Raw genomic sequence first — 23,703 nt, 5'->3', positions numbered from 1 at the left:
CGGGTCGAATCCTTAAGCGGCGGGTTGCAGGCCCAGGGACGCAAGTTGTTGCACGCTGCCCTTGAACTGGATCATGCGCGGGTCATCCAGCGGCAGGGTGTGGCCGGTTTCTTTCTGGATGATGGTTTGCAGCTTGGCGTTGTCGACTTTGCCGTCGGCACCGATGGCTTCGTGCAACTTCTCCGGCGCGACTTGTGCGGTTTTGCCCGGCTCGAAATAAATAGCGCCGGTGGCGAAGTCGACGCCGAATGCGATCAACCCCGGGATGACATAAAACAGCAGGCCAACGGCATCGAGCACGGCAATCGCCGGGTCGACCTTGCCGCCGATCTGGCCCCGGCGGTCCGGGTAGAAAATCGAACCGCAGGCCGTCAGTTGGCTCAGCAGGGTGACGGCGAGGACACCGCCGATGACACGGGAAGCGATACGCATAAAATTCTCCTGAACACGGTTGAAAGGTGACTATAAGCCAGATCTACGCGACGACGACTATCCAATGTGGGAGCGGGCTTGCTCGCGAATGCGGTCTTTCAGAAACATATTCGTCGACTGACAGATTGCTTTCGCGAGCAAGCCCGCTCCCACTTTTGACCGTTTTTATCTTCGAAGCCAGTGGTGTCTTTGAGACCACCACCGGCATCCGCCAGTTCGCCGTTATACTCGCCGCTCTGCTTTGGAGCCAGTATGAATTCGTTGCCGATCGATGATGTTTTACCCGCCTTGCGTGACGCCTTGGCGAATCGCCATGAAGCCGTGCTGGAAGCGCCGCCCGGCGCCGGTAAAACCACCCGCGTACCCTTGGCGCTATTGAACGAGCCTTGGCTGGCGGGGCAAACCATCCTGATGCTCGAACCTCGCCGTCTCGCCGCGCGCGCGGCCGCCGAGCGCCTGGCCAGTGAGTTGGGTGAAAAGGTCGGCGAAACCGTCGGCTATCGTATCCGCCTCGACAGCAAGGTCGGCCCCACGACGCGCATCGAAGTGGTCACCGAAGGCATCCTCACCCGCCGCCTGCAGGACGACCCGGCGCTGGAGGGCGTGGGCCTGCTGATCTTCGACGAATTCCATGAACGCAGCCTCGACGCCGACCTGGCGCTGGCCCTGAGCCTGAACGGCCGCGACCTGTTTCGCGATGAGCAGCCACTGAAAATCCTGCTGATGTCCGCCACCCTCGAAGGCGAGCGCCTGGCCGGGCTGCTGGATGACGCGCCGATCCTGCGCAGTGAAGGGCGCATGTTCCCGGTGCAGATGCGCTGGGGGCGGCCGTACCAGCCCGGTGAATTCATCGAACCGCGTGTGGTGCAGACCATCCTCGAAGCCCTGCATGACCAAACCGGCAGCGTGCTGGTGTTTTTGCCGGGGCAGGCGGAGATTCGCCGGGTTAACCAGCAACTGGCCGACGCTTTGGGGGATCGCAGTGATGTGCTGCTGTGCCCGCTGCATGGCGAGCTCGACCTTAATGCCCAGCGCGCCGCCATCGACCCGGCGCCGGCGGGTAAACGCAAGGTTGTGCTGGCCACCAACATCGCCGAGACCAGCCTGACCATCAACGGTGTGCGCGTAGTGATCGACGCCGGGCTGGCGCGGGTGCCGCGGTTCGACCCGGGCAGCGGCATGACCCGCCTCGACACCCAACGCATCTCCCGTGCCAGTGCTACTCAGCGCGCCGGCCGGGCAGGGCGGTTGGAGCCGGGCGTGTGTTATCGCCTGTGGTCCGAGGACCAGCACGAAGGTCTGGCTGCGTACGGCAGCGCGGAAATCCTCGCCGCCGACCTCGCAGGCCTGGCCTTGCAGTTGGCGCGCTGGGGCGTCACGCCCACGCAGTTGGTGTGGCTGGATGTGCCGCCGACTGCCGCGTATGCCCAGGCCCAGGATCTGCTGGTGCGCCTTGGCGCCTTGAATGACGACAAACTGACCGCCCATGGCCAGAAAATGGCCGAGTTGCCGGCCCATCCGCGTATCGCCCATCTGCTGCTGCGCGGGCAGGACCTGGCGCTGGCGTCGACAGCGTGTGATGTGGCCGCGCTGTTAGGTGAGCGCGATATCTTGCGCGGTGGCGGTGCTGACTTGCACAGCCGCCTGGCCTTGATGTCCGGTGAAGAACGCGCGCGCGGCACCCAAGGTGGCGTGCAGCGGGCCAAGCAACTGGCGCGGCAATACCGTGGCTATTTACGCGGCCCGGCGATTCAAGCCGTGGCCGACCCCGACCACCCGCGCTGGCTCGGTGCCTTGCTGGCGCTGGCCTACCCGGACCGTGTCGCCCAGCAACGTCGCCCCGGTGGCGCCGAGTACCGCCTGGCCAACGGCCGCGCCGCGCTGTTCGCCGAAGCCGACAGCCTGATGAAACAACCCTGGTTGGTTATCGCCGACCTCGGCAGCCGGCAGGGCCAGCGTGAAGAACGCATCTACCTCGCGGCGGACTTCGATCCGGCGCTGTTCGACACGGTGCTCGCCGAGCAAGTGCGCAACGTCGACCAGTTGGATTGGGATGAACGCGAAGGCGTCTTGCGTGCTGAACGCCAGCGCAAAGTCGGCGAACTGGTGCTGAGCCGTGAACCATTGACCGGGCAGGACGAGTCCGCCCGCAGCCAGGCACTGGTCAACCTTGTGCGCCGCAAAGGCCTGGAGCTGCTGCCGTGGACGCCTGAACTGCGCCAATGGCAGGCCCGCGTCATGCTGCTGCGCCACTTGGACGCCGGTAAAACCAGCGAATGGCCCGACATCAGTGACAAGGCGTTGCTTGCCAGCCTGGAGCACTGGCTGATGCCGTATCTGGGCAAAGTCTCGCGCCTGAGCCATTTCGCCAACCTGGATATTTCCAGTTTCCTGCACAACCTGCTGCCCTGGCCGCTGCCCCAACGCCTGGACGAGCTGGCGCCGCAGCATGTGAAAGTGCCGTCGGGCTCTTCGGTGCGTTTGGACTACAGCGAACAACCACCGATTCTGGCGGTGCGCTTGCAGGAATTGTTCGGCCTGGCGGACACACCGCGCATCGCCGGTGGGCGCCAGGTGGTCAAGCTGCACCTGCTGTCCCCGGCGCGACGGCCAGTGCAGGTGACGCAGGACCTGGCGAACTTCTGGCGCAGCACGTATGTCGAGGTGAAGAAGGACTTGAAGGGGCGTTATCCGAAGCATTACTGGCCGGATGACCCGTTGGTGGCCGAACCAACCGCCCGGATCAAACCCCGCAAGTAGGTCGTGTGGAGATCAAATGTGGGAGCGGGCTTGCCTGCGATACAGACGACTCGGTCTATCGGGTTCACCTAGGCGATGCTATCGCAGGCAAGCCAGCTCCCACACAAGCCAGCTTTCCACAGAGGTTTAGGTGTTGGTTATTGCGCAGCCGGCAGCAGGAAGCGGGCAATCACCGGCAAGTGGTTGGAGATGCGCAACGTGTCCGCCTGGCGCACTTTAGCCTCCACCCGCTTGATCCGAGGGCTGTAGAACAGATAATCCAACGTACGATCCGGACCCTCCACGCTCGGATCATTCGGAAAATTCGTCAGCCATTTCTCACGATCAATCCCACTCGATTCACTGTTACTCGGGATCATCGGGTATTTGTCCCACAGCAAATGCAGCTCACTGTCCGGCGAATACTGGCCGCGCTTAACCGCGTCCAGGCGCAGGAATTGCCCCAATGGCAGCAAGTTGAAGTCCCCGCCGATCAGCCATGGCGTGCCACGGCCTTCGAACTTGTCCAGCAACTTCACCGTGGCTTTCGCTTGTGCTTGCACTGCCGACCGCCCAGGCATGTCGCCATCCAGCCGGGTATTGAGCACCGCCAGTTGGCCGCCATCGCTCAGCGGCAAATAGGTCAGCAACAAGGCCGGTCTGGGTTGGAACTGGCGGCTGATGAAGTTGGCCGGCGACACCGGGAGTTGCAGGCGTTCGGCGTGTTCGATCTGGTAACGGCTCAGGGTCACCAGTTTGCGGCCGACGCTGCCGAAGATATGCAGGTTGGGCACAAAATCGGCTTTCCAGTCGAAGGCCTGGGCGCTGCACGGGTAGAGGTCGACCAGGCGTTCCTGAAGCAGGGCCACCTGGTCCTGGTAGTGGGACGATTTGGCGCCTTCGTCGAGTTCCTGCAACAGCAGGATGTCGGGTTGTTCGTCGCGGATTACCCGGGCCACTTCGTCCAGGCTCGAGGCCATGTCTTCCACGGTCGGGCGGTCGTCCGGGCCGCTGCCGTCGGCGGTGTCGTACCAGAACACGTAGTTCTTGCCGGCCAGGTATTGCACGTTCCAGGTCATGACCTTGAGCGCCTGCCCGGGCAGCAGGGTCGGCGCACGGGGCGCGACGCAGCTCACGGGCAGGGTTTGCTTGTCGGCGGGGCGCCAGGTCAGGCTGTAGATCAGTGCCGTGAGCAGGCCCGCGATGATCAACAGGCTCAACAGGGTGATGCGCAATAAACGGGTCATTGGCTCGGCTTATAGCGTTTCAGAGGTGGCACGGAGCATATCACCGCGCGTCGGCGTCGCCACCGATCAGCATGAATAAACGGAACAGCACCACGCTGGTAAACAATTGCAGGAAGCTGTGGGCGCTGTCGATCAGCACGCCCAGCAGCGGCGCGGGATGGGGATACGCCGCCACGCTGGCGCCCTTGAGCAGCCACAGTGGCGTCATCACGCACAGCAGGCACACCAGAATTCGCCAGAAATGCCCGCGAGTCAGGCGAAAACTTTCCTTCATCGCCTCCAGCGCCGACAGGCCGCGCAGCACCAGCAGGTACTCGGCAAACGCCAGCACCACCATCAGCCACAGGCCTGGCAGGAAATACAACGACAGGCCCAGCAATATCAGCAGCGTACTGATGGCCGTGAGCAGGGCGAAGCGTGGCCACAGGGTCAGGGCCATGGCCCACACATCTTTAGTACTCGGCGATTCGCCACGGGTGCGCGCGTCCAGAAACAGGATCAAGGCGCCCGTGTACAGCGGGTACACCAACAACCCCACCACCACGCTGTAGCCGGGGAAGGCATCCGGGCCCAGCGTGTGGTCGAGCACCTGTTGCAGCAGGGCTTCGAGAATCACCAGCGGCAGGCACAGCTGGACGATGGCGCCCAGGTTGCGTTGGGTGAAACGGAAAGAGTCGCGCAATACGTCTAACGGATTCATCAGGTTCATCACAGGCCTAAAAGCAAGGCCAACACTTTAACCGATCATGACGAGAGGTAAGCAAACGTAAACCTTTCGTAAAGACCATTGAAACGTCTAGTAACAGCCCCATAACTGTTACGTAGCTTGCCTGACCCTGGGCAGGCCCATGATTTCTACCGGCAATCTAACGAGGTCGCCATGAACAGCGAAGAGCAAACCCTGATCGATGGACTGTTTTCACGGTTGCAGCAAGCCGAAACGGACTCAGCCCCCCGCGACGCCCTGGCCGAAGCGCGGATCAAGGAGCACATGACTCGCCAACCGGCCGCCGGGTACTACATGACCCAGTCGATCCTGGTGCAAGAGCACGCGATCAAAAGCCTCGACGCGCAGAACAAGCAACAGGCGCAACAGATCCAGCAATTGCAGGACGAGTTGCAACAAGCCAAATCCCAGGCGGCGCAGCCTGCGCAGAGCAGCGGCGGTTTCCTGTCGAGCATCTTTGGTGGCGGCAGTTCCCGTGACGCCCAGCCTGCGCAAAGCGCCCCGACGTCTTCCGGTGGCGGCTGGCGTGAACCGGCGCGGCCATCATTCGGCCAGCCCGCGCCGCAACAGCAGAACTACGGTGCGCCGCAGCAGAACTACCAACAGCCGCAACAAGCGCCTGCTGCGCCCATTGGCAGTGGCTTCCTCGGTGGCGCGCTGAAAACCGCCGCCGGTGTGGCGGGTGGCGTAATGCTGGCCGAAGGCATCAGCAGCCTGTTCAACCACAACTCGCAACAGCCGCAAGTGGTGGAAGAAATCATCCGCGAAGAGCCGGCGCCTGCCAGCGACAACAGCAACTGGGGCAACGACGACCAGAAGTTTGCCGGCAATGACAACTGGGGCAGTGACAACGCTTCCGACAGCTTCGCTGACAACGACTACTCCGACGATTCCTCCTCTTTTGGCGACGACGACTCCTTCGTCTGACCCGCACTCAACCGGGGCGCTTCGTCGCCCCGGGCTGATTTTTCGCTGAAACTTTCCCATGGCTGGCATACTGGCGCCTTTGCGGACCTTCGCGTTCGAGGTCCAAGCGGCAGCCATGGGGAAGTGCGGTGAAGAAAATTGCGGTGTTCGCCGATGTACAAAACCTCTATTACACCGTGCGCCAGGCGTATGGCTGCCACTTCAACTACGCCGCCCTGTGGGCTGACATCAGCGCGCGCGGGCAGATCGTCGAGGCGTATGCGTATGCCATCGACCGTGGCGACAGCAAGCAGCAGCAATTCCAGCAGATCCTGCGCAACCTGGGCTTTACGGTAAAACTCAAGCCGTACATCCAGCGCGCCGACGGCTCGGCCAAAGGCGACTGGGACGTGGGCATCACCCTCGACATCATGGACGCCGCCGACCACGTCGACGAAGTGGTGCTGGCCTCCGGCGACGGTGATTTCGACATGCTGCTCGACCGCATCATCCAAAAGCATGGCGTCGAAGCCGTGGCCTACGGCGTGCCGGGCCTGACGGCCAACTCGCTGATACGCGCCGCCAGCCGCTACGTGCCGATCGAAGGCGCGCTGCTGCTCAAATAAGCGCGGCGGCTCAATAAATTGATAGACAGAGTTGGAACAGGTTTGGAACGTATAGCGGTCATCGACTTTGAAACCACCGGCATCACCCCGAGCAGCCACTGCCGGGCTACGGAAATCGCGGTGGTCATCCTTGAGCGCGGCCAGATCGTGGACCGCTACCAGAGCCTGATGAATGCCGGCGTGCGTGTGCCGGGCTTTATCGAACAACTCACCGGCATCAGCAACGCCATGTTGCGCAGCGCGCCTCCGGCCGAGCGGGTGATGAACGAAGTCAACGAGTTCGTCGGCACCACGCCACTGCTGGCGCACAATGCTGCGTTCGACCAGAAGTTCTGGGACTTCGAACTGGGCCTGATTCGCCGCACCCGCCTGCAAAAATTCGCCTGCTCCCTGCTGCTGGCCCGTCGCCTGATGCCAGCGGCGCCGAACCACAAACTCGGCACCCTCAACAGCTACGCCCAACTTCCCCACACCGGCAAGGCTCACCGGGCGATGGCGGATGCGGAGATGGCGGCCAACCTCACGGCGCACCTGGCCGAGCAATTGCGCGGTACGCATGGGTTGCGCGAACTGTCCCACGACCTGCTGTGCACCTTGCAGAAAGTGCCGGCGGCGAAGATCACTGAACACCTGAAGAAGCATCGCGGGTTCTAAACCGGCCACCCGCCCAAGAACACCGACGTTTCAAATGTGGGAGGGGGCTTGCTCCCGATAGCGGTGTGTCCGCTAATCATCCAGTGGCTGACACACTGTAATCGGGAGCAAGCCCCCTCCCACATGAGTCATGCGGTGTTCATCGAGGCTGCACACACTCCAACGCCCGACCCACCACGTCCTTCGCCATCCCCACCAAATGCATCACCGCTCGCTGCTGCGCATTCATCGCCTCTGCTGAACCGTGCGCCGTCTCCACCGCGCAATGCAGCAAGTCGGCCGCATGGGCGAGGGCGTCTTCGAAGCTCAGGTTGTCATTCAGCACAAAGTTGGGCGCGTCCGGGGCGGAAGCTTTGAGGTAGTAGTCGATGGCTCGGCGGTTGAGCAGGGCGTCTTCGCTGAGGAAGTTTGTCTGGGTATCAGTTGAAGCAGAGGTTGCTTTGACCATGTAGAATCTCCGGGATTTTTGACGCTCTCCTTCCGCCAATTTCGGCTTGCACTTCCGGTCACCGAAGGGCCGATGACGTGGTGAAGACTAGCGGCGGAATTCAGCCGGAACAAGGTATGAAACGGTGCTCGGAAACCTCCCGCAAATAAAAGGGATCAGTCTTGCTGGCCACTAAAACATCAGCTGTTTGTGGGGCCTTTTACGCTCTTTCTGAATAGTCAGTAGGGGAGTCCCTATTGCACTGTCGGACCTTTCTGATTTTTCCCTCCGCCCCTCCATCGCCCTTTGCTGCGACCTAACATCCCGCCTGTCATTTACGTAAAGGAACTACGTCATGCAGGAAAGCGATCTACACACCGCAATCATGCAAAGCCAATTTGAACTCGCGCAAAATGGCATCGATTTCGGCTCAACTTCCAGCATGGCGTTTCATTTGGGAAACACAATGACAAGCTGCCCGGCAGTCATGCTTTTACCTCATTCGCCAGGTTGGACTCATGGCGCCAGTTACACGTTACTCAGGCCCATTCAGGCGGACTCCACTGTGCCTGACACCACTGTTGACGACCTCTGGAAATGTACACAGCAACACTACGGTTTGACGGCGGCAACGGCTCTTACTGGCGCGGCGGGCATACCGATCAGCAAAATCGCCGTGGGAACTTGGGTCCACGTTGGCTCCAGTAAAACGACGAACCTGGCCAGCCTCATTGGAATGCGCTTTTTCCCTCGTACACTGATCAGGCAACCAACAATGGCTAGGATGGCAAAAGCAACGTTTGGCACCGTCCGGGTATTTGGCATTATTGGGCAGGGCATTCCCTTCGTTGCTGTGGGGTTAGCCGTTTTTGACTTAATCAGTATTGGTAAGTGTGCCTATGAGGCGAGAAGTGGAAGGTAGCCCTACCAGAGCCGAGATCACAGAAAAAGTGATCCAACTGTTCGTCGATATCATTGGTTTTATTGACCGAAGCCAAGTGACGGAAAATACGGATTTCATCCATGACTTCAAGATCATCGATGACGATTTGACCTGCTTCGTCATGCAGATCAAGTGGCAATTCAACCTGCAGGCGACTCAGGAGGATTGGGATCACATCACGAGCATCAAGCAGATTGTCGACTTGATCGTTCAGCGCTCAATTTTGCAGTGAGGCCGCTGACGCTATCGCAGGCAAGCCAGCTCCCACATTTGACCGAGCTCGCCAGGGCTGGATGCAATCTACTGTGGGAGCGGGCTTGTCGGGTCGCCGCATCGCCGCGATGGCGGTGTATCAGCCGCCATTTTTCCCATTGGCCTCCAACTGCCCCAACGGCACCCGCCGCTCTATCGCGCTGGACAAAATAATCGAGGTCTTGCTGAACCCGAACTTCGCCACCCGGTTGATCAGGTTCTCCAGCTCCGGCATCGACCCCACCGCCGCCTGCATGATCACGCACGGGTCGCCCGTCACTCGGTGGCATTCGGTCAGTTCAGGGATTTCAGCCAGTGCGTCGTACACTTTCTGGCTGCCGTTGTTGGTCAAGCGCAGTTCGATCGTGCACTGGATCGGCAAGCCGATTTTGGACAGGTCCACCTTGGCCTGATACCCGGTGATTACGCCGCTGGCTTCCAGCTTGGCCACGCGCTCGGCCACGGCCGGCGCGGAGAGGTTTACCGTGCGGGCCAGTTCGGCGTAGGAAGCGCGGCCGTCTTTAAGCAGGGCGCTGAGGAGCATGCGGTCGTATTTGTCCATGATAAGGCTCTGGTCCCGCGTGGCTTTCGAATCCACGGGTTATAGCCTTCATAACCATGCTTTGAAAAGTGTATGGGCGCTTTAAACAGGTTTTGTAACTTATGTTTAGCGTGCTGCCTTTCTAGAATAAGCCTCCAATTTCCTGCCGCAGAGCTACCCAATGCCTGGCCCACGTCGCTTTCCCTTACCGTTGATCGCCGCCTTTTTTGCGTTGTATGTGATCTGGGGTTCTACCTACCTGGTGATTCGAATCGGCGTGGAATACTGGCCGCCGCTGATGCTGGGCGGGATTCGATTTTTGGTGGCGGGGTTGGCGATGTATGGCTTTTTGCGCTGGCGCGGCGCGCCTGCGCCGACGTGGGTGCAGTGGAAGGCCGCCGCCAAGATCGGCATTTTGCTGCTGACCTTTGGTAATGGCGCGGTGACGGTGGCCGAGCACACGGGGGTGGCCTCCGGTGTGGCCGCGCTGGCGGTGGCGACGGTGCCGTTGTTCACCTTGCTGTGCGGGTATTTCTGGGGCGCGCGCAATACGCGTCTGGAGTGGGCCGGGGTGGTGCTGGGGATTATCGGCATCGCGATGCTTAACATGGGCTCCAACCTGCAATCGAGCCCGACGGGTGCCATGTTGCTACTGTTTGCCGCCGCCTCCTGGGCCTTCGGTTCGGTATGGAGCCGGCATTTGCCGCTGCCGCCGGGCGCCATGGCCAGCGCGGCCGAGATGATGATTGCCGGTGTCTTGTTGCTGGTGGGTAGTGCGCTGACCGGTGAGCGACTGCATTCCATCCCGCCGGTTGAGGGCTGGCTGGCCTTGGCGTACCTGGCCGTGTTCGGCTCGATCATCGCCTTCAATGCCTATATGTACCTGCTCAAGCACGTGCGCCCGGCGGCGGCGACCAGCTATGCCTACGTGAACCCGGCCGTCGCGGTGTTGTTGGGCATTGTGTTTGTCGGCGAGACCATCGGCATGGAAGAAGCCTTGGCGATGCTGGTGATCATCAGCGCGGTGCTGTTGATCAGCCTGCCCCAGTGGCGAAAGCCCAAGCCGGAAATAAGGTAAACTGCCGCGCATACGCCTATGCGCTGAATTTTTCCTACGGTAAACACATGACTTTCGCCACCCTTGGCCTGATCGAACCCTTGCTGCGCGCCCTTGAGACGCTTGGCTACCAGACCCCGACGCCGGTGCAGGCGCAAGCCATTCCGGCGGTGCTGGCCGGTCGAGACCTGATGGCCGCGGCCCAGACCGGCACCGGCAAGACCGCCGGTTTCGCCCTGCCGCTCCTGCAATTGCTGACCATGGAAGGGCCGAAAGTCGCCGCCAACTCGGCGCGCGCGCTGATCCTGTGCCCGACCCGCGAGCTGGCCGAGCAGGTTCACGCCAGTGTCGCCGAGTACGCCCAACACCTGCCGCTGACCACCTATGCGGTGTACGGCGGCGTGAGCATCAACCCGCAGATGATGAAGCTGCGCAAGGGCGTCGACATTCTGGTGGCCACGCCTGGCCGCCTGATCGACCTGTTCCGCCAGAACGCGCTGAAACTCAACCAGCTGCAAACCCTGGTGCTGGATGAAGCCGACCGCATGCTCGACCTGGGCTTCTCCGAAGAGCTGGCGAACATCTACCGCATGCTGCCGAAAAAGCGCCAGACGTTGCTGTTCTCCGCGACCTTCTCCGATGAGATCCGCCTGCTGGCCGGGCAGATGCTCAATGACCCGCTGACCGTCGAAGTCAGCCCGCGCAACGTCGCCGCCAACACCGTGAAGCAATGGGTGGTGCCGGTGGACAAGAAGCGCAAGGCAGAGCTGTTTGTGCACCTGATGCGCAAAGGCCGCTGGAAGCAGGTGCTGGTGTTCGCCAAGACCCGTAATGGCGTGGATGCGCTGGTGGATAAGTTGCAAGGCCTGGGCATCAATGCCGACGGCATCCACGGCGACAAACCCCAAGCCACCCGCCAGCGCGCACTGGACCGTTTCAAATCCAGCGACGTGCAGATTCTGGTGGCCACCGACGTGGCGGCCCGTGGCCTGGATATCGAAGACTTGCCGCTGGTGGTCAACTTTGACTTGCCGATCGTGGCCGAGGACTACATACACCGTATCGGCCGTACCGGCCGCGCGGGCAACACTGGTGAGGCGATTTCCCTGGTGTGTGCCGATGAGGTGAACATGCTGTCGGCCATCGAGATGCTCACGCGTCAGACCTTGACCCGCAAGATGGAGGCGGACTTCGAGCCTGAGCACCGCGTGCCGGATACCGATGCCAGTGGGCAAGTGGTGAAGAAGCCGAAGAAACCCAAGAAGCCTAAGGCGTCGGGCGGCGGCGGTAAGCGCAATTTGGGTAAGTGGGTGGACAGTGGGGATGCAGCGCCGGCTGAGCCGTCGATCAAGCCGGTGCGTAAGGTGCCGGTGTTTAATACTGGGCCGCGTAAGAAAAAATAAGTTTCTAGGCGCCTGTACGGGCCCTATCGCAGGCAAGCCAGCTCCCACCTTTGACGGTGCTCACACATCAAAATGTGCGAGCTGGCTTGCCTGCGATAGCGGTCTTGAAGGTATCGCAGGTTTCAGTGCTTAAGCCACTCCAACATCCCTCGCCCAGCCGCTCGCCCGCTGGCAAAGCACCCTGTCAGTAGGTAGCCGCCGGTCGGCGCTTCCCAATCCAGCATCTCCCCCGCACAAAACACGCCCGGCAATTGCTTGAGCATCAACCGCTCATCCAGCGCCTCGAACGGCACGCCACCGGCCGTGCTGATGGCTTCATCCATCGGCCGGGTTTTTATCAAGGTCAGCGGCAATGCTTTGATATCCACCGCCAACTGCGCCGGATCATTGAAATGCTCCGCCGGTGCCAACTCACGCAACAGCGCCGCTTTGACCCCATCCAACCCCAACTGGCTGTGCAAGTGCTTGCTCATCGAGCGCGAACCACGCGGTTTGGCCAAGGCAGCCTGGACTTTGTCCAACGGCTTGCTTGGCAGCAGATCGATATGCACGGTGGCTGAGCCCGTGCGGTTGATTGCTTCACGAATCGGTGCCGACAGCGCATAGATCAAACTGCCCTCGATACCCATGGCCGTGACCACACATTCCCCCAGCCGAGGCTTGTCATCCCCCAGGCCGATGGCGACGTTTTTCAACGGCGCGCCGGCGAATTTGCTGACCATCAATTCGCTCCAGGCTGACACCTCGAAGCCGCAATTGCTCGGTTGCAGAGGCGCGTAGGGCACGCCTTTGTCTTCCAGCAATTTGAGCCAGGCGCCATCGGAGCCCAGGCGCGACCAGCTGCCACCGCCCAAGGCCAGCAACACTGCATCGCTGTGGACAGTTTTCTCACCCTCCGGGCTGTGGATAAGTAAACCGCCGTCGACAGCCCAGCCTACCCAACGATGCCGGGTGTGGATAACCACGCCTTGGTCGCGCAGGCGCTTGAGCCAGGCGCGCAGCAGCGGCGCCGCCTTCATGTCAGTAGGAAAAACGCGGCCGGAGGTGCCGACAAAGGTTTGAATGCCCAGGCCATGAATCCATTCGCACAACGCCTCGGCACCAAACCCTCGCAGCAACGGCGCCATCTGCGGCGCGCGTTCGGCATAGCGCGACAGGAACGCCGGGTACGCCTCGGAGTGGGTGATGTTCATGCCGCCCACGCCCGCCAGCAGGAACTTGCGCCCCACCGACGGCATGCCGTCATACAGGTCAACCTGCACGCCCGCCTGGCTCAAGACTTCAGCGGCCATCAGCCCGGCAGGGCCACCGCCGATGATAGTGACGTGTTGAGACGGTGTCTGAGGCATGGGCAAGGCTACGGTCGCTGAATAGGCCGAGCATTCTACCCGACGCCGGCATCACTGCCTGATCAAAAAACGTACACTTTCCTACAAGCCATGCGGTTACTCGCTTTCAGGCCCTTACGCTCAAGTTATCCACAGGCCGTTCCACAGGCATTGTGGGTAACGCCCACACTTCAATGACAACCGGATGACGTCCACACCCGCTGTGCACTGTGATGCAGGATGCCGTGGCGGCGGGCCAGGGCAGGGCGGTCCTTGCTGTAACCACCACCGATCACGCCCATGACCGGGATGTCGCGACCCAGGCAGTGGCGCATCACGCTTTCATCACGCGCGGCGACGCCTGCGTCTGTCAGCTTGAGGTAACCGAGGGCGTCATCTTTATGCACATCGACACCGGCGTCGTAGAGCACCAGGTCCGGCTGGTAGAGCGGCAGCAGGTAGTTGAGCGCGTCGTCCACGGTTTTGAGGTAGTCGGCATCGCCCATGCCCATGGGCAGCGGGATGTCCCAGTCGCTCTGGGCCTTGCGGGCGGGGAAGTTTTTTTCGCAGTGCAGCGACACGGTGATTGCATCCGGCGTGTCGTGAAGGATGCGTGCGGTGCCGTCGCCCTGATGCACGTCACAGTCGAAGATCAGTATGCGGTTGACCCGCCCGCTGGCCAGCAGGTAATGGCTGATCACCGCGAGGTCGTTGAAGATGCAAAAGCCGGCCGGGTAGTCGTAATGGGCGTGATGAGTGCCGCCCGCCAGGTGGCAGGCCAGGCCGTGTTCCAGCGCCTTTTCGGCGGCCAGTATCGAGCCGCCGACGGCGCGCACAGTGCGTCGGGCCAGGGCTTCGTTCCAGGGCAGGCCAAGGCGGCGTTGGTCTTCGCGGGACAACTCGCCGCTCATGTAGCGTTCGATATACCCAGGTTCATGGGCGAGGGCCAGAATCTCTGTCGGGCACAGCTCCGGTCGCAGCAATTGGCTGTCCTCGGTCAGGCCGCTGTCCACCAGGTGGTCGCGCAACAGGCGAAACTTATCCATGGGGAACCGGTGGTCCGCTGGGAACTCGGGGCTGTAGTCGTCGTGGTAGATCAGTGGCAGGGGCATGGGATTTTCTGACGGGAACCTGCGAAGGATCTTACCAGCGCTGTACACTCACGCACATGGCAAGGGAGGGGACCCATGGAGCCGATACTCGAGTTGGAAAGCGCACGTCTGGTGCTGCGCCAATGGCGCGACAGCGACCTGCCGGAATTTGCGCGCATGTGCGCCGACTCGCAGGTGATGCGTTATTTCCCGGCCAAGCTGAGCCATCTGGAAAGCGCCGCGCTGATTGGGCGGATTCGCGGCCATTTTGCCGAGTACGGCTTTGGCTTTTGGGCCTTGCAGCGCAAGGACACGCGCGAGTTTATCGGCCTGACCGGGCTGCAAAATGTCAATTTCGAAGCCGACTTTGTGCCGGCCGTCGAGATCGGCTGGCGCCTGGCCCGTGAGCACTGGGGCCTGGGCTACGCCAGCGAGGCGGCCTGGACCGCACTGCGCTGTGGTTTCGATCGGCTGCAACTGGATGAAATCCTGTCCTTCACCACCGAAACCAATCTGCCATCACAAAAAGTCATGCAGGCCATCGGTATGCATTACGATCCCCAGGCAGATTTTGAACACCCCAAGGTCGCAGCCGATGACCCGCTGCGCCATCATGTTTTGTACCGCATCACCCGCGCCCAATGGTTGGACACGCTGCACGGATAAGCAGCCCGGAATGCCCTATCGATTGTTGTAGGAGTTGCTCTATGAGCCAAGTATTGGAAGATCTGGTGGACTTGCTGACCCTGGAGCCGATCGAGGAAAACCTCTTTCGCGGCCGCAGCCAGGACCTGGGCTTTCGCCAACTGTTCGGCGGCCAGGTGCTCGGCCAGTCGTTGTCGGCTGCCAGCCAGACCGTAGAAGAAGCGCGGCACGTGCATTCCTTGCATGGTTATTTCCTGCGTCCCGGCGACGCCGCATTGCCGGTGGTGTATTCGGTAGACCGTGTGCGCGATGGCGGTAGCTTCAGCACGCGCCGCGTCACCGCGATCCAGAAGGGCAACCCGATTTTTACCTGCACCACTTCGTTCCAGTACGACGAACAAGGCTTCGAGCACCAGACCACCATGCCGGTGGTCGTTGGCCCGGAGAACCTGCCGTCGGAACTGGAGCTGACCAAACAGCGCGCGCACCTGATCCCTGAGCACATGCGCGAAAAGTTGCTGTGCCCCAAGCCCATCGAAGTGCGCCCGGTCACCGAGAAAGACCCGTTCAACCCGCAACCGTCCGACCCGGTCAAGTACGTGTGGTTCCGAGCCGACGGTGCCTTGGCCGACTCGCCGGCGCTGCATAAATACCTGTTGGCCTATGCGTCGGACTTCGGTCTGCTGACCACCTCGCTGCTGCCCCACGGCAAGACGGTGTGGCAAAAAGACATGCAAGTCGCCAGCCTTGACCATGCGCTGTGGTTCCACGCTGACCTGCGCGCCGATGACTGGTTGCTGTACGCGATGGACAGCCCGTGGGCCGGCAACTCGCGTGGTTTCTCGCGGGGTAGCGTGTACAACCGCGCCGGGCAACTGGTGGCTTCGGTCACCCAGGAAGGCTTGATTCGCCATCGCAAGGATTGGGCATGAGCCTGGCGGACGTTAAGCACTGGGTCTTTGATATGGACGGCACGCTCACGGTGGCCGTGCATGATTTTGCGGCCATTCGTGTGGCTCTGGAGATTCCGCCCGAGGATGACATTCTCACCCACCTCGCGGCGTTGCCGGCAGAGGTGGCGGCGGTCAAGCATGCATGGTTGCTGGAGCATGAGCGGGCGCTGGCCGTTGGTTCGGTTGCCGCAGACGGCGCAGTGGAACTGGTGCGTGAATTGGCCGGGCGCGGCTGTCGCCTGGGCATCCTGACCCGCAATGCGCGGGAGTTGGCGCATATCACGCTGGAAGCGATTGGTCTGGCGGACTGCTTTGCTGTCGAGGATGTGCTGGGGCGTGAAGATGCGCCGCCCAAGCCGAATCCGGGTGGTTTGCTGAAACTGGCGACGGCTTGGGAGGTGGCGCCGAGCGAGATGGTGATGGTCGGGGATTACCGCTTTGACCTGGACTGCGGCCGGGCAGCCGGGACCAGGACGGTGTTGGTGAACGTGCCGGAAAACCCGTGGCCGGAGTTGGCGGATTGGCATGCTGAGGATTGCGCCGCCCTGCGCCAGATGATCTAAACCTGGCATCACACATCAAATGTGGGAGGGGGCTTGTGTGGGAGTCGGGCTTGCCCGCGATAGGATCACCTCGGTATGGCTGACAGACCGAGGTGTGCGCATCGCAGGCAAGCCAGCTCCCACAAAAAGCCATTTCCCACATTTTTAAGCCGGTCGTGTCAGTTACTTCGCAAACAGCACCTTTTCACCTTCAGGCGAGGTAAACATCTTGTCCCCGTCGTGCCCGACTCCCGGTACTTCCACCAGTTTGTGACTCAGCTGCGGATGACGCGCTTTGAGGTAATCAAAGTAGTTATGCCCACGAATCAGCCGATACGCGCCCTGGGTTTCGGCTTCGCAGCTTTTATCCAGCGCCGGGTGGTTCGGGTCGGTGTCCTGCTGGCCCAGCAGGTAGGTAATGTCGCGTGACACGTAAGCCTGCTCAAGCTGCTGCGCACTCTGGCCCTTGGCGTAGTCCGGCAGGTTTTGCATGCCGTACTTCCAGTCGTTGAAGCCCGGGCAGCTGGCCGCATCAAACTTTACCGGACGCTGCGGGCTGAAGTAGGCGTAGGACGATGGGTTGGCCACCACATAACGCAGGCTGATGCCTTCGGTTTGCAAAAGCGGGTGGTCGTGCCCGGTGAGCGCAAAACGCTGTATCACTTGGCCACCGCCGGAGTGGCCGGCGACGACGATTTCTTTCAGCGCCGGGAACAGCTTGCGGTTGCCCAGGTGCTTGATGATCTGGTCAAGTGCGCCGTAGGAGCTGACCTGGCCCGGGCCGGTCGACGGCGCGCCGGCCATCCAGTCATTGCCGTTCCAGCGCAGCACTGGGTTGCCCAGGTGGTTGCGTTTTACATCCGACTCATTCAAAAACTGCGGTGCGATCACCAGTGTGCTGGCGGCCAGCCCGGCGTGTTCGGCGGCATCTTCGCCACTTTTCAGGTAGGTCTGCGCGTTACGCAGGCGACCGTGCACGATGATCAGTGCGCGGGTTACCTGAGGCAGCGGCTTGCCCCAGTCCTGGCTCAAGCCGAGACTGAGATCGCCCGAATCCAAGTGAAAACGATCGGGGCTGACCACCTTGACGCCGTGGTCTTTCTCGGCGGCCCAGGTGAAGGAGGAACACGTGATTAACACGCCGAGCAGCAATCCCAATCGTTTATTCATTTAAAGACTCTTCGCTGTAAAAGTGTCGCATTGAGAGATCTGGCCCTGGGCGAAGCCGGTTTTGAACCAGCGAACGCGCTGTGCCGAGGTGCCGTGGGTAAACGAGTCTGGCACGACGCGCCCTTGACCCTGTTGCTGCAAACGGTCGTCGCCGATGGCGTTGGCCGCATTCAGTGCCGCTTCAATATCGCCGGGCTCCAGCCAGTTCAGGCGTTTTTGCGCGCGGTTGGCCCAGACGCCGGCGAAACAGTCGGCTTGCAACTCCTGGCGTACCAACAGGCCGCCATCGCCTTGCATCTGTCGGCCCTGTTGGCGCGCGGCCTGGATCTTGGCCGAGATGCCCAGCAGCGTTTGCACGTGGTGCCCGACTTCGTGGGCGATCACGTAGGCCTGGGCGAACTCGCCGGAGGCCTTGAAGCGTTGTGACATTTCCCGGAAGAAATCCAGGTCCAGATACACTTGCTGGTCGGCTGGGCAATAGAACGGGCCGCTGGCCGAGGTGGCGCCACCGCAGGCGGAATTCACCCGGCCACGGAACAGAATCAGTTTCGGGTTCTTGTAGGCCAACCCATTTTCCTGGAACACCTGGCCCCAGGTGTCTTCCGTGTCCCCCAGAATCGCTCGGACGAAGTCAGCCTGCTGATCATTGGCCGGCGGAGCCTGTTGCGATTGGGTGCTCACCGAGGGCGCTTGTTCCATCTGGCCGGTCAATTGGCCGAGGATCTGCATCGGGTCCTGGCCGGTCAGCCAGCCGATGCCGACAATCAGCACAATCGCCGTAAGGCTCAGGCCCTTGCCGCCACCAAAACGCATGCCGCCACCACCGCCTCCACTGTCATCGCGGGCATCCACCACGTTGTCGCTGCGTCGGCCTTTTTTCCATAGCATGGGGCAATCCTCTCGATAAACCTGTGGAACACTTTTTTCAGAACAGTGTTGTTGGTGCGTATGAATGGCGCCAGCCCGGCTGTCCGACAAGTAACGAGAGCTGCGTAGTATCGCTGCTGTCAGTCGGTGTCGGCACGGGCGCCAGATGAAAGTTGTGTCAGCAAAACCGGGTCAGTCGCGGCAATAACCTTCGCCGGTATCGACCACCAGGCAGTCTTTTTTATCCGCCAGCCATTTCAGGCCGGTGGCTTCACCGTCGCCGGCGCGCAGCAGTTGCGGGCCGTCCGGGCGAGTGAACGTGATGCCTTCTTCGTTGGCTTCACCCTTGAAGGTGCCTGAGTCGTCGGCGTCGAGGCCGTACTTCATGGTGAGGAGGTAGTGGCCACGGCCGATGCTGTCGTCCTTGGCGATGCTCAGGTTCAGGCCTTCGACGCCCATCCACGTGCCGACCCATTTATCGGTGGGCGGGGTCGCCGGTACCAGCGTGGCTTGCACGGAGGCGGGCGCAGGTTTCGGGGCTTCCTTGGGTTCCTTGTTACAGGCGGTGAGCAGGGCAAGGGCAGAAAGAACAAAGAGTGTCTTTTTCATAGCGGCAAGGCCTTGGTTAAAAAGTGTGCAACGCGCGGGCTAACGTGCAGCGTTGGACTCAAATCCCGTGATTTAGTGCGCTGTTCGCACGGTGTTTGGTTATGCTCTTGGGGCAGACTTCGGCCCGGCTGCTAGATTACCGGGTTGAGTGCTACCGCGTTCAGTGCTCAGCGTTCAGCCCGCCATGCAAGAGAATTAAATGACTGTCAGCACACCCCTTTCCGGCGTCAACCATCCTTTCAAAGGCATCCTGCTGATTGTGGTGGCGACGTTTCTGTTTTCCAGCCACGACGCCTTGTCCAAGTACCTGGCCGGGTTCTATCCGATTGTGATGGTGGTGTGGGCGCGTTACCTGGTGCACACCTTGCTGATGGCCGGGATCTTCCTGCCGCAATCGGGCTTGCGTGTGCTGCGCAGCAAGCGCCCGGGGATGCAGGTGGTGCGGGCCTTGTGCCTGTTGGGCACGAGCCTGTTCTTTACCGCGGCGCTGCATTACATCCCGTTGGCGGAAGCCACGGCGGTGAACTTCCTGGCGCCTATCCTGGTGACGGCGCTCTCGGTACCGTTGCTCGGTGAACGTGTGACGCGTGGCCAATGGCTGGCGGTGATCTGCGGGTTTATCGGCGTGCTGATCATCATCCACCCGGGCGGCGAGTTGTTCACACCGGCGGTGTTGCTGCCCCTGTGTTCGGCGCTGTTCTTCTGTTTCTACCAACTGCTCACACGCATCTTGAGCAAATACGACACCCCGACCACCAGCAACTTCTTCGCTGGCCTGTGCAATACCTTGGTGATGAGCGCGCTGGTGCCGTTCTTCTGGCAGCTCCCTACGCTGTGGCACGGTGTGTTGATGCTGGCGCTGGGCAGCTGCGGGATGACGGCGCACTTGATGTTGACCCAGGCCTTCCGCTTCGCGGCGCCGGCCTTGCTGGCGCCGTTCGGCTATTGCCAGACCGTGTTTGCGGGGTTGTTGGGCTGGCTGGTGTTCAACCATACCCCCGACTTGACCACGGTGGTCGGCATCGGGGTGATCTGCATGAGTGGGTTGGCCGCTGCCTGGCAGCAGCGGCGTCGGTGAGTCAAACGTCGACGGTAGGAATCTTGCGCGGCGCCATGAAGTACATCCAGGTCAGCGCGATGAAGTACATCGCCGGGATCAGGGTGAACAGCACGGTGTAGTTGTTGTTCGTCACCGTAAGGATATGGCCGACGATCTGGGTCATGAACATGCCGCCGATGGCTGCGCACATACCGCCGAAACCAAACACTGTGCTCATCATGTGCTTGGGCGTGTAGTCCATCACCAGGCTCCAGATGTTGGCGGTCCAGGCCTGGTGCGCGCCGATGGCCAGGGAGATCGCAAACACCGCGACCCACAACTGGCTGGAGCCGGCCGCCATGATCACGCCGACGATGCAGCAGGCAAACAGCAACATCGACAACAGCCGCGCCTTGATCGCATTCATCCCACGGCCGATCAGGAATGACGACAGAATCCCCCCACCCACGCTGCCGAAGTCGGCTGTCAGGTAAATGATGATCAGCGGGATACCCATCTGGGTCACGTTGATGCCCAGGTTGTATTGCTGGTTCAAGAACGGCGGCAGCCAATACAGGTAGAACCAGAACACCGGGGCGGTCATCGCATAGGCGAGGGCGAAGGCCCAGGTGCCGCGCATGCGCAGGATGCGGCTGAAAGGCACGCTCGGTTGTTCCGGTTCGGATTCCTGTTGCACGTAGTCCAATTCGGATTGTTTGGCCGTTGGATGGTCTTCCGGGTTGTAGTACTTCAAACCCCAGAACACCAGCCAGATTGCGCCCAGCGATGCCATGCACAGGAACGCTGCCTGCCAGCCCCATACATGCAGGATCAGCGGCAGCAGCATCGGCGTCATCATTGCGCCCACGTTGGTGCCGGCGTTGAAGATACCGGTGGCCACCGCGCGCTCACCGGCCGGGAACCACAACCGTGTGGTCTTGACGCAAGCCGGGTAGTTGGCGGCTTCGGTCAGCCCGAGGATAAAGCGGCACACCATAAAGCCGACGGCCGAGGTGGCCAGGCCGTGGGCGCCGGTTGCCAGGCTCCATAACAGCACTGCGCAGAAGAACACGCGCTTCACGCCGACGCGGTCGATCAAGCGACCCTGCAGCACAAAGCCGATGGCGTAGCCGACCTGGAACCAGAAGTTGATGTTGGCGTAATCCATCGCCGTCCAGCTCATCTCTTTGGCCAGGATCGGTTGCATCACGCCCAGGGCGGCGCGGTCGATGTAGTTGAGGGTGGTGGCGAAGAACACCAGGGCCAGCATGCCCCAGCGAGTTTTACCCACGGCCAGTGCGCCACGGATTTTGTCGCCGATGCCGGCGTGCGGGTTGCCCGGGCGCGCGGCCAGGGCGGAGTTTTGCAGAGGCATGAGGTCGTACCCGTTTTTTGAAATTTTTATGGTGTGTTCTGGGTCTTTTTTTCTTTGAAGGTTGCGTCGTCGATGGTGCGCAGCGGTTAAAAAACCGTCAATTCGCCAAACGGGCATAGTGTTCGGTAATCGCACGAAAAACTAACCGGTTCGTACATTTTAATTGCTGCGTGTAGGCTAGGGGCGAATAATTTGCCGCAAATAACAACTGCCGGGAGTCGCCCCATGCAACGTTCCATTGCCACCGTTTCCTTGAGCGGTACCCTGCCGGAAAAGCTCGAAGCCATTGCCGCCGCCGGGTTTGATGGGGTTGAGATCTTCGAGAACGACCTGTTGTATTACGACGGCAGCCCGCGGGAAGTTAAACAAATGTGTGCCGACCTCGGCATCGCCATCACGTTGTTCCAGCCGTTTCGCGACTTTGAAGGCTGCCGCCGTGATCGCCTGGCACGCAACCTGGAGCGCGCCGAGCGCAAGTTCGATTTGATGCAGGAGCTGGGCACCGACCTGGTGCTGGTGTGCAGCAATGCCTCGGCCGATTGCGTGGGCGATGAACGCATTCTACTGGATGACCTTGGCCTTTTGGCGGAGCACGCCGGCCGCCGTGGCCTGCGTATTGGTTATGAAGCACTGGCCTGGGGCAAGCACGTGAACACCTGGCAGCAGGTGTGGAACCTGGTGCGTCAGGTCGATCACCCAAGCCTCGGCGTGTTGCTCGACAGCTTCCACACGCTGTCGCTGAAGGGCGACCCAAGCGCCATCGCCGAGATCCCCGGCGAAAAGATCTTTTTTGTGCAAATGGCCGATGCGCCGATCCTGGCCATGGATGTGCTGGAGTGGAGTCGACATTTCCGCTGTTTCCCAGGGCAGGGCGAATTTGATTTGGCAGGGTTCCTGGCGCCGATTATCAAGACGGGTTACACCGGGCCATTGTCCCTGGAAATTTTCAATGATGGTTTTCGCGCGGCGCCGACCCGAGCGAACGCGGCGGATGGCTTGCGTTCGCTGCTGTACCTGGAAGAGAAAACCCGTCAGCGCCTGGCACAGGAACAACCGGCTGCGCCGGTGGATATTTTGTTTGAAACCCCGGCCGCCAGCGAATACGACGGCATCGAATTCCTCGAGTTCGCCGTGGATGAAAGCCTCGGCGCCAAGCTGACCCACTGGCTGGAACGCCTGGGGTTCGTCAAGGCCGGGCAGCACCGCTCCAAGAGTGTGAGCCTGTTGCGCCAGGGTGATATCAACCTGATTCTCAACTGTGAACCCTATTCCTTCGCCCATAACTTCTTTGAAGCCCACGGGCCGTCTTTATGCGCCACGGCGATTCGGGTCAAGGACAGCGCTAAAGCGTTGGAGCGGGCGGTGGCCTACAAGGGCCAGCCCTATCGCGGACTGGTCGGCCCCAACGAGCTTGAATTGGCGGCCGTACGTGCGCCGGACGGCAGCCTGATTTACCTGGTAGACCCGAGTGAAGGCGGGCTTTATGACACCGACTTCAACCTGCAACCGGCCACCGCCGCAAGTGGCGGCCTGTTGCGTATCGACCATATGGCCATGGCGCTGCCGGCCGACAGCCTCGACAGCTGGGTGCTGTTCTACAAGAGCCTGCTGGACTTTGAAGCCGATGACGAAGTGGTGCTCCCCGACCCCTACGGGTTGGTAAAAAGCCGCGCGTTACGCAGCCGCTGCAGTTCGATTCGCTTGCCGTTGAATATTTCCGAGAACCGCAACACCGCGATTTCCCACGCGCTGTCGAGTTATCGCGGCTCGGGTGTGCATCACATTGCCTTCGACTGTGCGGACATTTTCGCCGAGGTGAGCCGCGCCAAAGAGGCGGGCGTGCCGTTGCTGGATATCCCGCTCAACTACTACGACGACCTGGCGGCGCGGTTTGATTTCGACGACGAGTTCCTCAGCGAACTGGCGTACTACAACGTGTTGTACGACCGTGACGCCCAGGGCGGTGAGTTGTTTCATGTCTACACCGAGCCGTTCGAAGGGCGGTTTTTCTTTGAGATCATCCAACGCAAAAATGGCTACGCCGGTTATGGCGCGGCCAACGTGGCGGTGCGCCTGGCAGCGATGGCCAAGTCCCGCAGCGGCGCGGCACGCCAGGCTCGGTTGTAACGG

General features: G+C 61.1%; 24 protein-coding genes. 13 read left to right on the top strand and 11 right to left on the bottom strand.

Annotated features, from left to right (window positions below):
• Nucleotides 1-12: 12 nt before the first annotated feature.
• On the bottom strand, nt 13-432 hold the full coding sequence (locus A7J50_RS25515) for a hypothetical protein (RefSeq protein ID WP_064454257.1): 420 nt from the start codon (nt 430-432) through the stop codon (nt 13-15).
• 252 nt (nt 433-684) lie between these two features.
• Between A7J50_RS25515 and hrpB the strand changes: the two genes are divergently transcribed.
• Nucleotides 685-3,192, top strand: a complete 2,508-nt coding sequence (gene hrpB, locus A7J50_RS25510) for an ATP-dependent helicase HrpB (RefSeq protein ID WP_064454256.1) — start codon at nt 685-687, stop codon at nt 3,190-3,192.
• Between the two features lie 137 nt (nt 3,193-3,329).
• Here hrpB and A7J50_RS25505 read toward each other — a convergent pair whose 3' ends face one another.
• Both A7J50_RS25505 and A7J50_RS25500 read right to left on the bottom strand, forming a co-directional pair.
• Complete coding sequence (locus tag A7J50_RS25505; RefSeq protein ID WP_064454255.1) at nt 3,330-4,418, bottom strand: endonuclease/exonuclease/phosphatase family protein; 1,089 nt, start codon at nt 4,416-4,418, stop codon at nt 3,330-3,332.
• Nucleotides 4,419-4,458: 40 nt separating this feature from the next.
• Nucleotides 4,459-5,118: a YciC family protein gene (locus A7J50_RS25500; RefSeq protein WP_064455015.1), complete on the bottom strand. Its 660-nt coding sequence runs from the start codon at nt 5,116-5,118 to the stop codon at nt 4,459-4,461.
• A gap of 180 nt (nt 5,119-5,298) precedes the next feature.
• On the opposite strand from A7J50_RS25500, the gene A7J50_RS25495 reads away from it, so the two are divergent.
• From A7J50_RS25495 to A7J50_RS25485, 3 genes are all read left to right on the top strand, one after another.
• Nucleotides 5,299-6,072 carry a DUF2076 domain-containing protein gene (locus tag A7J50_RS25495; RefSeq protein WP_064454254.1) on the top strand — a complete coding sequence of 258 codons (774 nt, stop codon included), beginning with the start codon at nt 5,299-5,301 and terminating at the stop codon, nt 6,070-6,072.
• Between the two features lie 128 nt (nt 6,073-6,200).
• Nucleotides 6,201-6,677, top strand: a complete 477-nt coding sequence (locus A7J50_RS25490; RefSeq protein WP_053258147.1) for an NYN domain-containing protein — start codon at nt 6,201-6,203, stop codon at nt 6,675-6,677.
• 42 nt (nt 6,678-6,719) lie between these two features.
• Nucleotides 6,720-7,331 (top strand): PolC-type DNA polymerase III, encoded by a 612-nt coding sequence (locus A7J50_RS25485; protein ID WP_064454253.1) that lies wholly within the window; start codon nt 6,720-6,722, stop codon nt 7,329-7,331.
• A 139-nt stretch (nt 7,332-7,470) separates the two neighbouring features.
• Here the strand turns inward: A7J50_RS25485 and A7J50_RS25480 are convergent, their stop codons facing one another.
• The gene (locus tag A7J50_RS25480; RefSeq protein WP_053258145.1) at nt 7,471-7,779 is read right to left on the bottom strand and encodes a DUF6124 family protein; all 309 of its coding nucleotides are present in this window, start codon (nt 7,777-7,779) and stop codon (nt 7,471-7,473) included.
• Between the two features lie 334 nt (nt 7,780-8,113).
• On the opposite strand from A7J50_RS25480, the gene A7J50_RS25475 reads away from it, so the two are divergent.
• Both A7J50_RS25475 and A7J50_RS25470 read left to right on the top strand, forming a co-directional pair.
• Nucleotides 8,114-8,680 carry a hypothetical protein gene (locus A7J50_RS25475; protein ID WP_064454252.1) on the top strand — a complete coding sequence of 189 codons (567 nt, stop codon included), beginning with the start codon at nt 8,114-8,116 and terminating at the stop codon, nt 8,678-8,680.
• Nucleotides 8,670-8,933 (top strand): hypothetical protein, encoded by a 264-nt coding sequence (locus tag A7J50_RS25470; RefSeq protein WP_064454251.1) that lies wholly within the window; start codon nt 8,670-8,672, stop codon nt 8,931-8,933. The genes A7J50_RS25475 and A7J50_RS25470 overlap by 11 nt, the downstream gene beginning before the upstream one ends.
• 120 nt (nt 8,934-9,053) lie before the next feature.
• On the opposite strand, the gene A7J50_RS25465 is transcribed toward A7J50_RS25470, so the two are convergent.
• Complete coding sequence (locus tag A7J50_RS25465) at nt 9,054-9,515, bottom strand: Lrp/AsnC family transcriptional regulator (RefSeq protein ID WP_053258144.1); 462 nt, start codon at nt 9,513-9,515, stop codon at nt 9,054-9,056.
• A gap of 160 nt (nt 9,516-9,675) precedes the next feature.
• Between A7J50_RS25465 and yedA the strand changes: the two genes are divergently transcribed.
• Together yedA and A7J50_RS25455 are read left to right on the top strand one after the other, a co-directional pair.
• Nucleotides 9,676-10,572 carry a drug/metabolite exporter YedA gene (yedA, locus tag A7J50_RS25460; protein ID WP_064454250.1) on the top strand — a complete coding sequence of 299 codons (897 nt, stop codon included), beginning with the start codon at nt 9,676-9,678 and terminating at the stop codon, nt 10,570-10,572.
• Between the two features lie 47 nt (nt 10,573-10,619).
• Nucleotides 10,620-11,954, top strand: coding sequence for a DEAD/DEAH box helicase (locus A7J50_RS25455; RefSeq protein ID WP_064454249.1), 1,335 nt, complete (start codon nt 10,620-10,622; stop codon nt 11,952-11,954).
• A 122-nt stretch (nt 11,955-12,076) separates the two neighbouring features.
• Here A7J50_RS25455 and A7J50_RS25450 read toward each other — a convergent pair whose 3' ends face one another.
• On the bottom strand, nt 12,077-13,303 hold the full coding sequence (locus A7J50_RS25450; RefSeq protein WP_064454248.1) for a TIGR03862 family flavoprotein: 1,227 nt from the start codon (nt 13,301-13,303) through the stop codon (nt 12,077-12,079).
• 170 nt (nt 13,304-13,473) lie between these two features.
• Nucleotides 13,474-14,394, bottom strand: a complete 921-nt coding sequence (locus tag A7J50_RS25445) for a histone deacetylase (protein ID WP_064454247.1) — start codon at nt 14,392-14,394, stop codon at nt 13,474-13,476.
• Between the two features lie 75 nt (nt 14,395-14,469).
• On the opposite strand from A7J50_RS25445, the gene A7J50_RS25440 reads away from it, so the two are divergent.
• Genes A7J50_RS25440 through A7J50_RS25430 form a run of 3 tightly spaced genes read left to right on the top strand, consistent with a single transcriptional unit; the run spans nt 14,470 to nt 16,534 of the window.
• Entirely contained in the window at nt 14,470-15,039 is a 570-nt protein-coding gene (locus A7J50_RS25440) for a GNAT family N-acetyltransferase (RefSeq protein ID WP_064454246.1), read from the top strand.
• Between the two features lie 41 nt (nt 15,040-15,080).
• Complete coding sequence (tesB, locus tag A7J50_RS25435) at nt 15,081-15,950, top strand: acyl-CoA thioesterase II (RefSeq protein WP_064454245.1); 870 nt, start codon at nt 15,081-15,083, stop codon at nt 15,948-15,950.
• A complete protein-coding gene (locus tag A7J50_RS25430; RefSeq protein WP_064454244.1) occupies nt 15,947-16,534 on the top strand; it encodes an HAD family hydrolase in 588 nt (195 codons plus the stop codon). The genes tesB and A7J50_RS25430 overlap by 4 nt, the downstream gene beginning before the upstream one ends.
• Nucleotides 16,535-16,696: 162 nt before the next feature.
• Here A7J50_RS25430 and A7J50_RS25425 read toward each other — a convergent pair whose 3' ends face one another.
• The 3 genes from A7J50_RS25425 to A7J50_RS25415 form a co-directional block, all read right to left on the bottom strand.
• Nucleotides 16,697-17,683, bottom strand: coding sequence for an alpha/beta hydrolase (locus A7J50_RS25425; RefSeq protein WP_064454243.1), 987 nt, complete (start codon nt 17,681-17,683; stop codon nt 16,697-16,699).
• On the bottom strand, nt 17,684-18,571 hold the full coding sequence (locus A7J50_RS25420; protein ID WP_064454242.1) for a neutral zinc metallopeptidase: 888 nt from the start codon (nt 18,569-18,571) through the stop codon (nt 17,684-17,686).
• Between the two features lie 171 nt (nt 18,572-18,742).
• Nucleotides 18,743-19,159: a membrane lipoprotein lipid attachment site-containing protein gene (locus A7J50_RS25415; protein ID WP_064454241.1), complete on the bottom strand. Its 417-nt coding sequence runs from the start codon at nt 19,157-19,159 to the stop codon at nt 18,743-18,745.
• A 199-nt stretch (nt 19,160-19,358) separates the two neighbouring features.
• Between A7J50_RS25415 and A7J50_RS25410 the strand changes: the two genes are divergently transcribed.
• Nucleotides 19,359-20,237, top strand: a complete 879-nt coding sequence (locus A7J50_RS25410) for a DMT family transporter (RefSeq protein WP_064454240.1) — start codon at nt 19,359-19,361, stop codon at nt 20,235-20,237.
• Between the two features lies 1 nt (nt 20,238).
• Here the strand turns inward: A7J50_RS25410 and A7J50_RS25405 are convergent, their stop codons facing one another.
• A complete protein-coding gene (locus A7J50_RS25405; RefSeq protein ID WP_064454239.1) occupies nt 20,239-21,573 on the bottom strand; it encodes an MFS transporter in 1,335 nt (444 codons plus the stop codon).
• Between the two features lie 225 nt (nt 21,574-21,798).
• On the opposite strand from A7J50_RS25405, the gene quiC reads away from it, so the two are divergent.
• Complete coding sequence (gene quiC, locus A7J50_RS25400) at nt 21,799-23,700, top strand: 3-dehydroshikimate dehydratase QuiC (RefSeq protein ID WP_064454238.1); 1,902 nt, start codon at nt 21,799-21,801, stop codon at nt 23,698-23,700.
• Nucleotides 23,701-23,703 lie beyond the last annotated feature (3 nt).

This window comes from Pseudomonas antarctica (genome assembly GCF_001647715.1).
Classification (GTDB): domain Bacteria; phylum Pseudomonadota; class Gammaproteobacteria; order Pseudomonadales; family Pseudomonadaceae; genus Aquipseudomonas; species Aquipseudomonas antarctica_A.
Note: the sequence above shows the minus strand (reverse complement) of the source record. Positions and strands in the feature narration are given on the sequence as shown.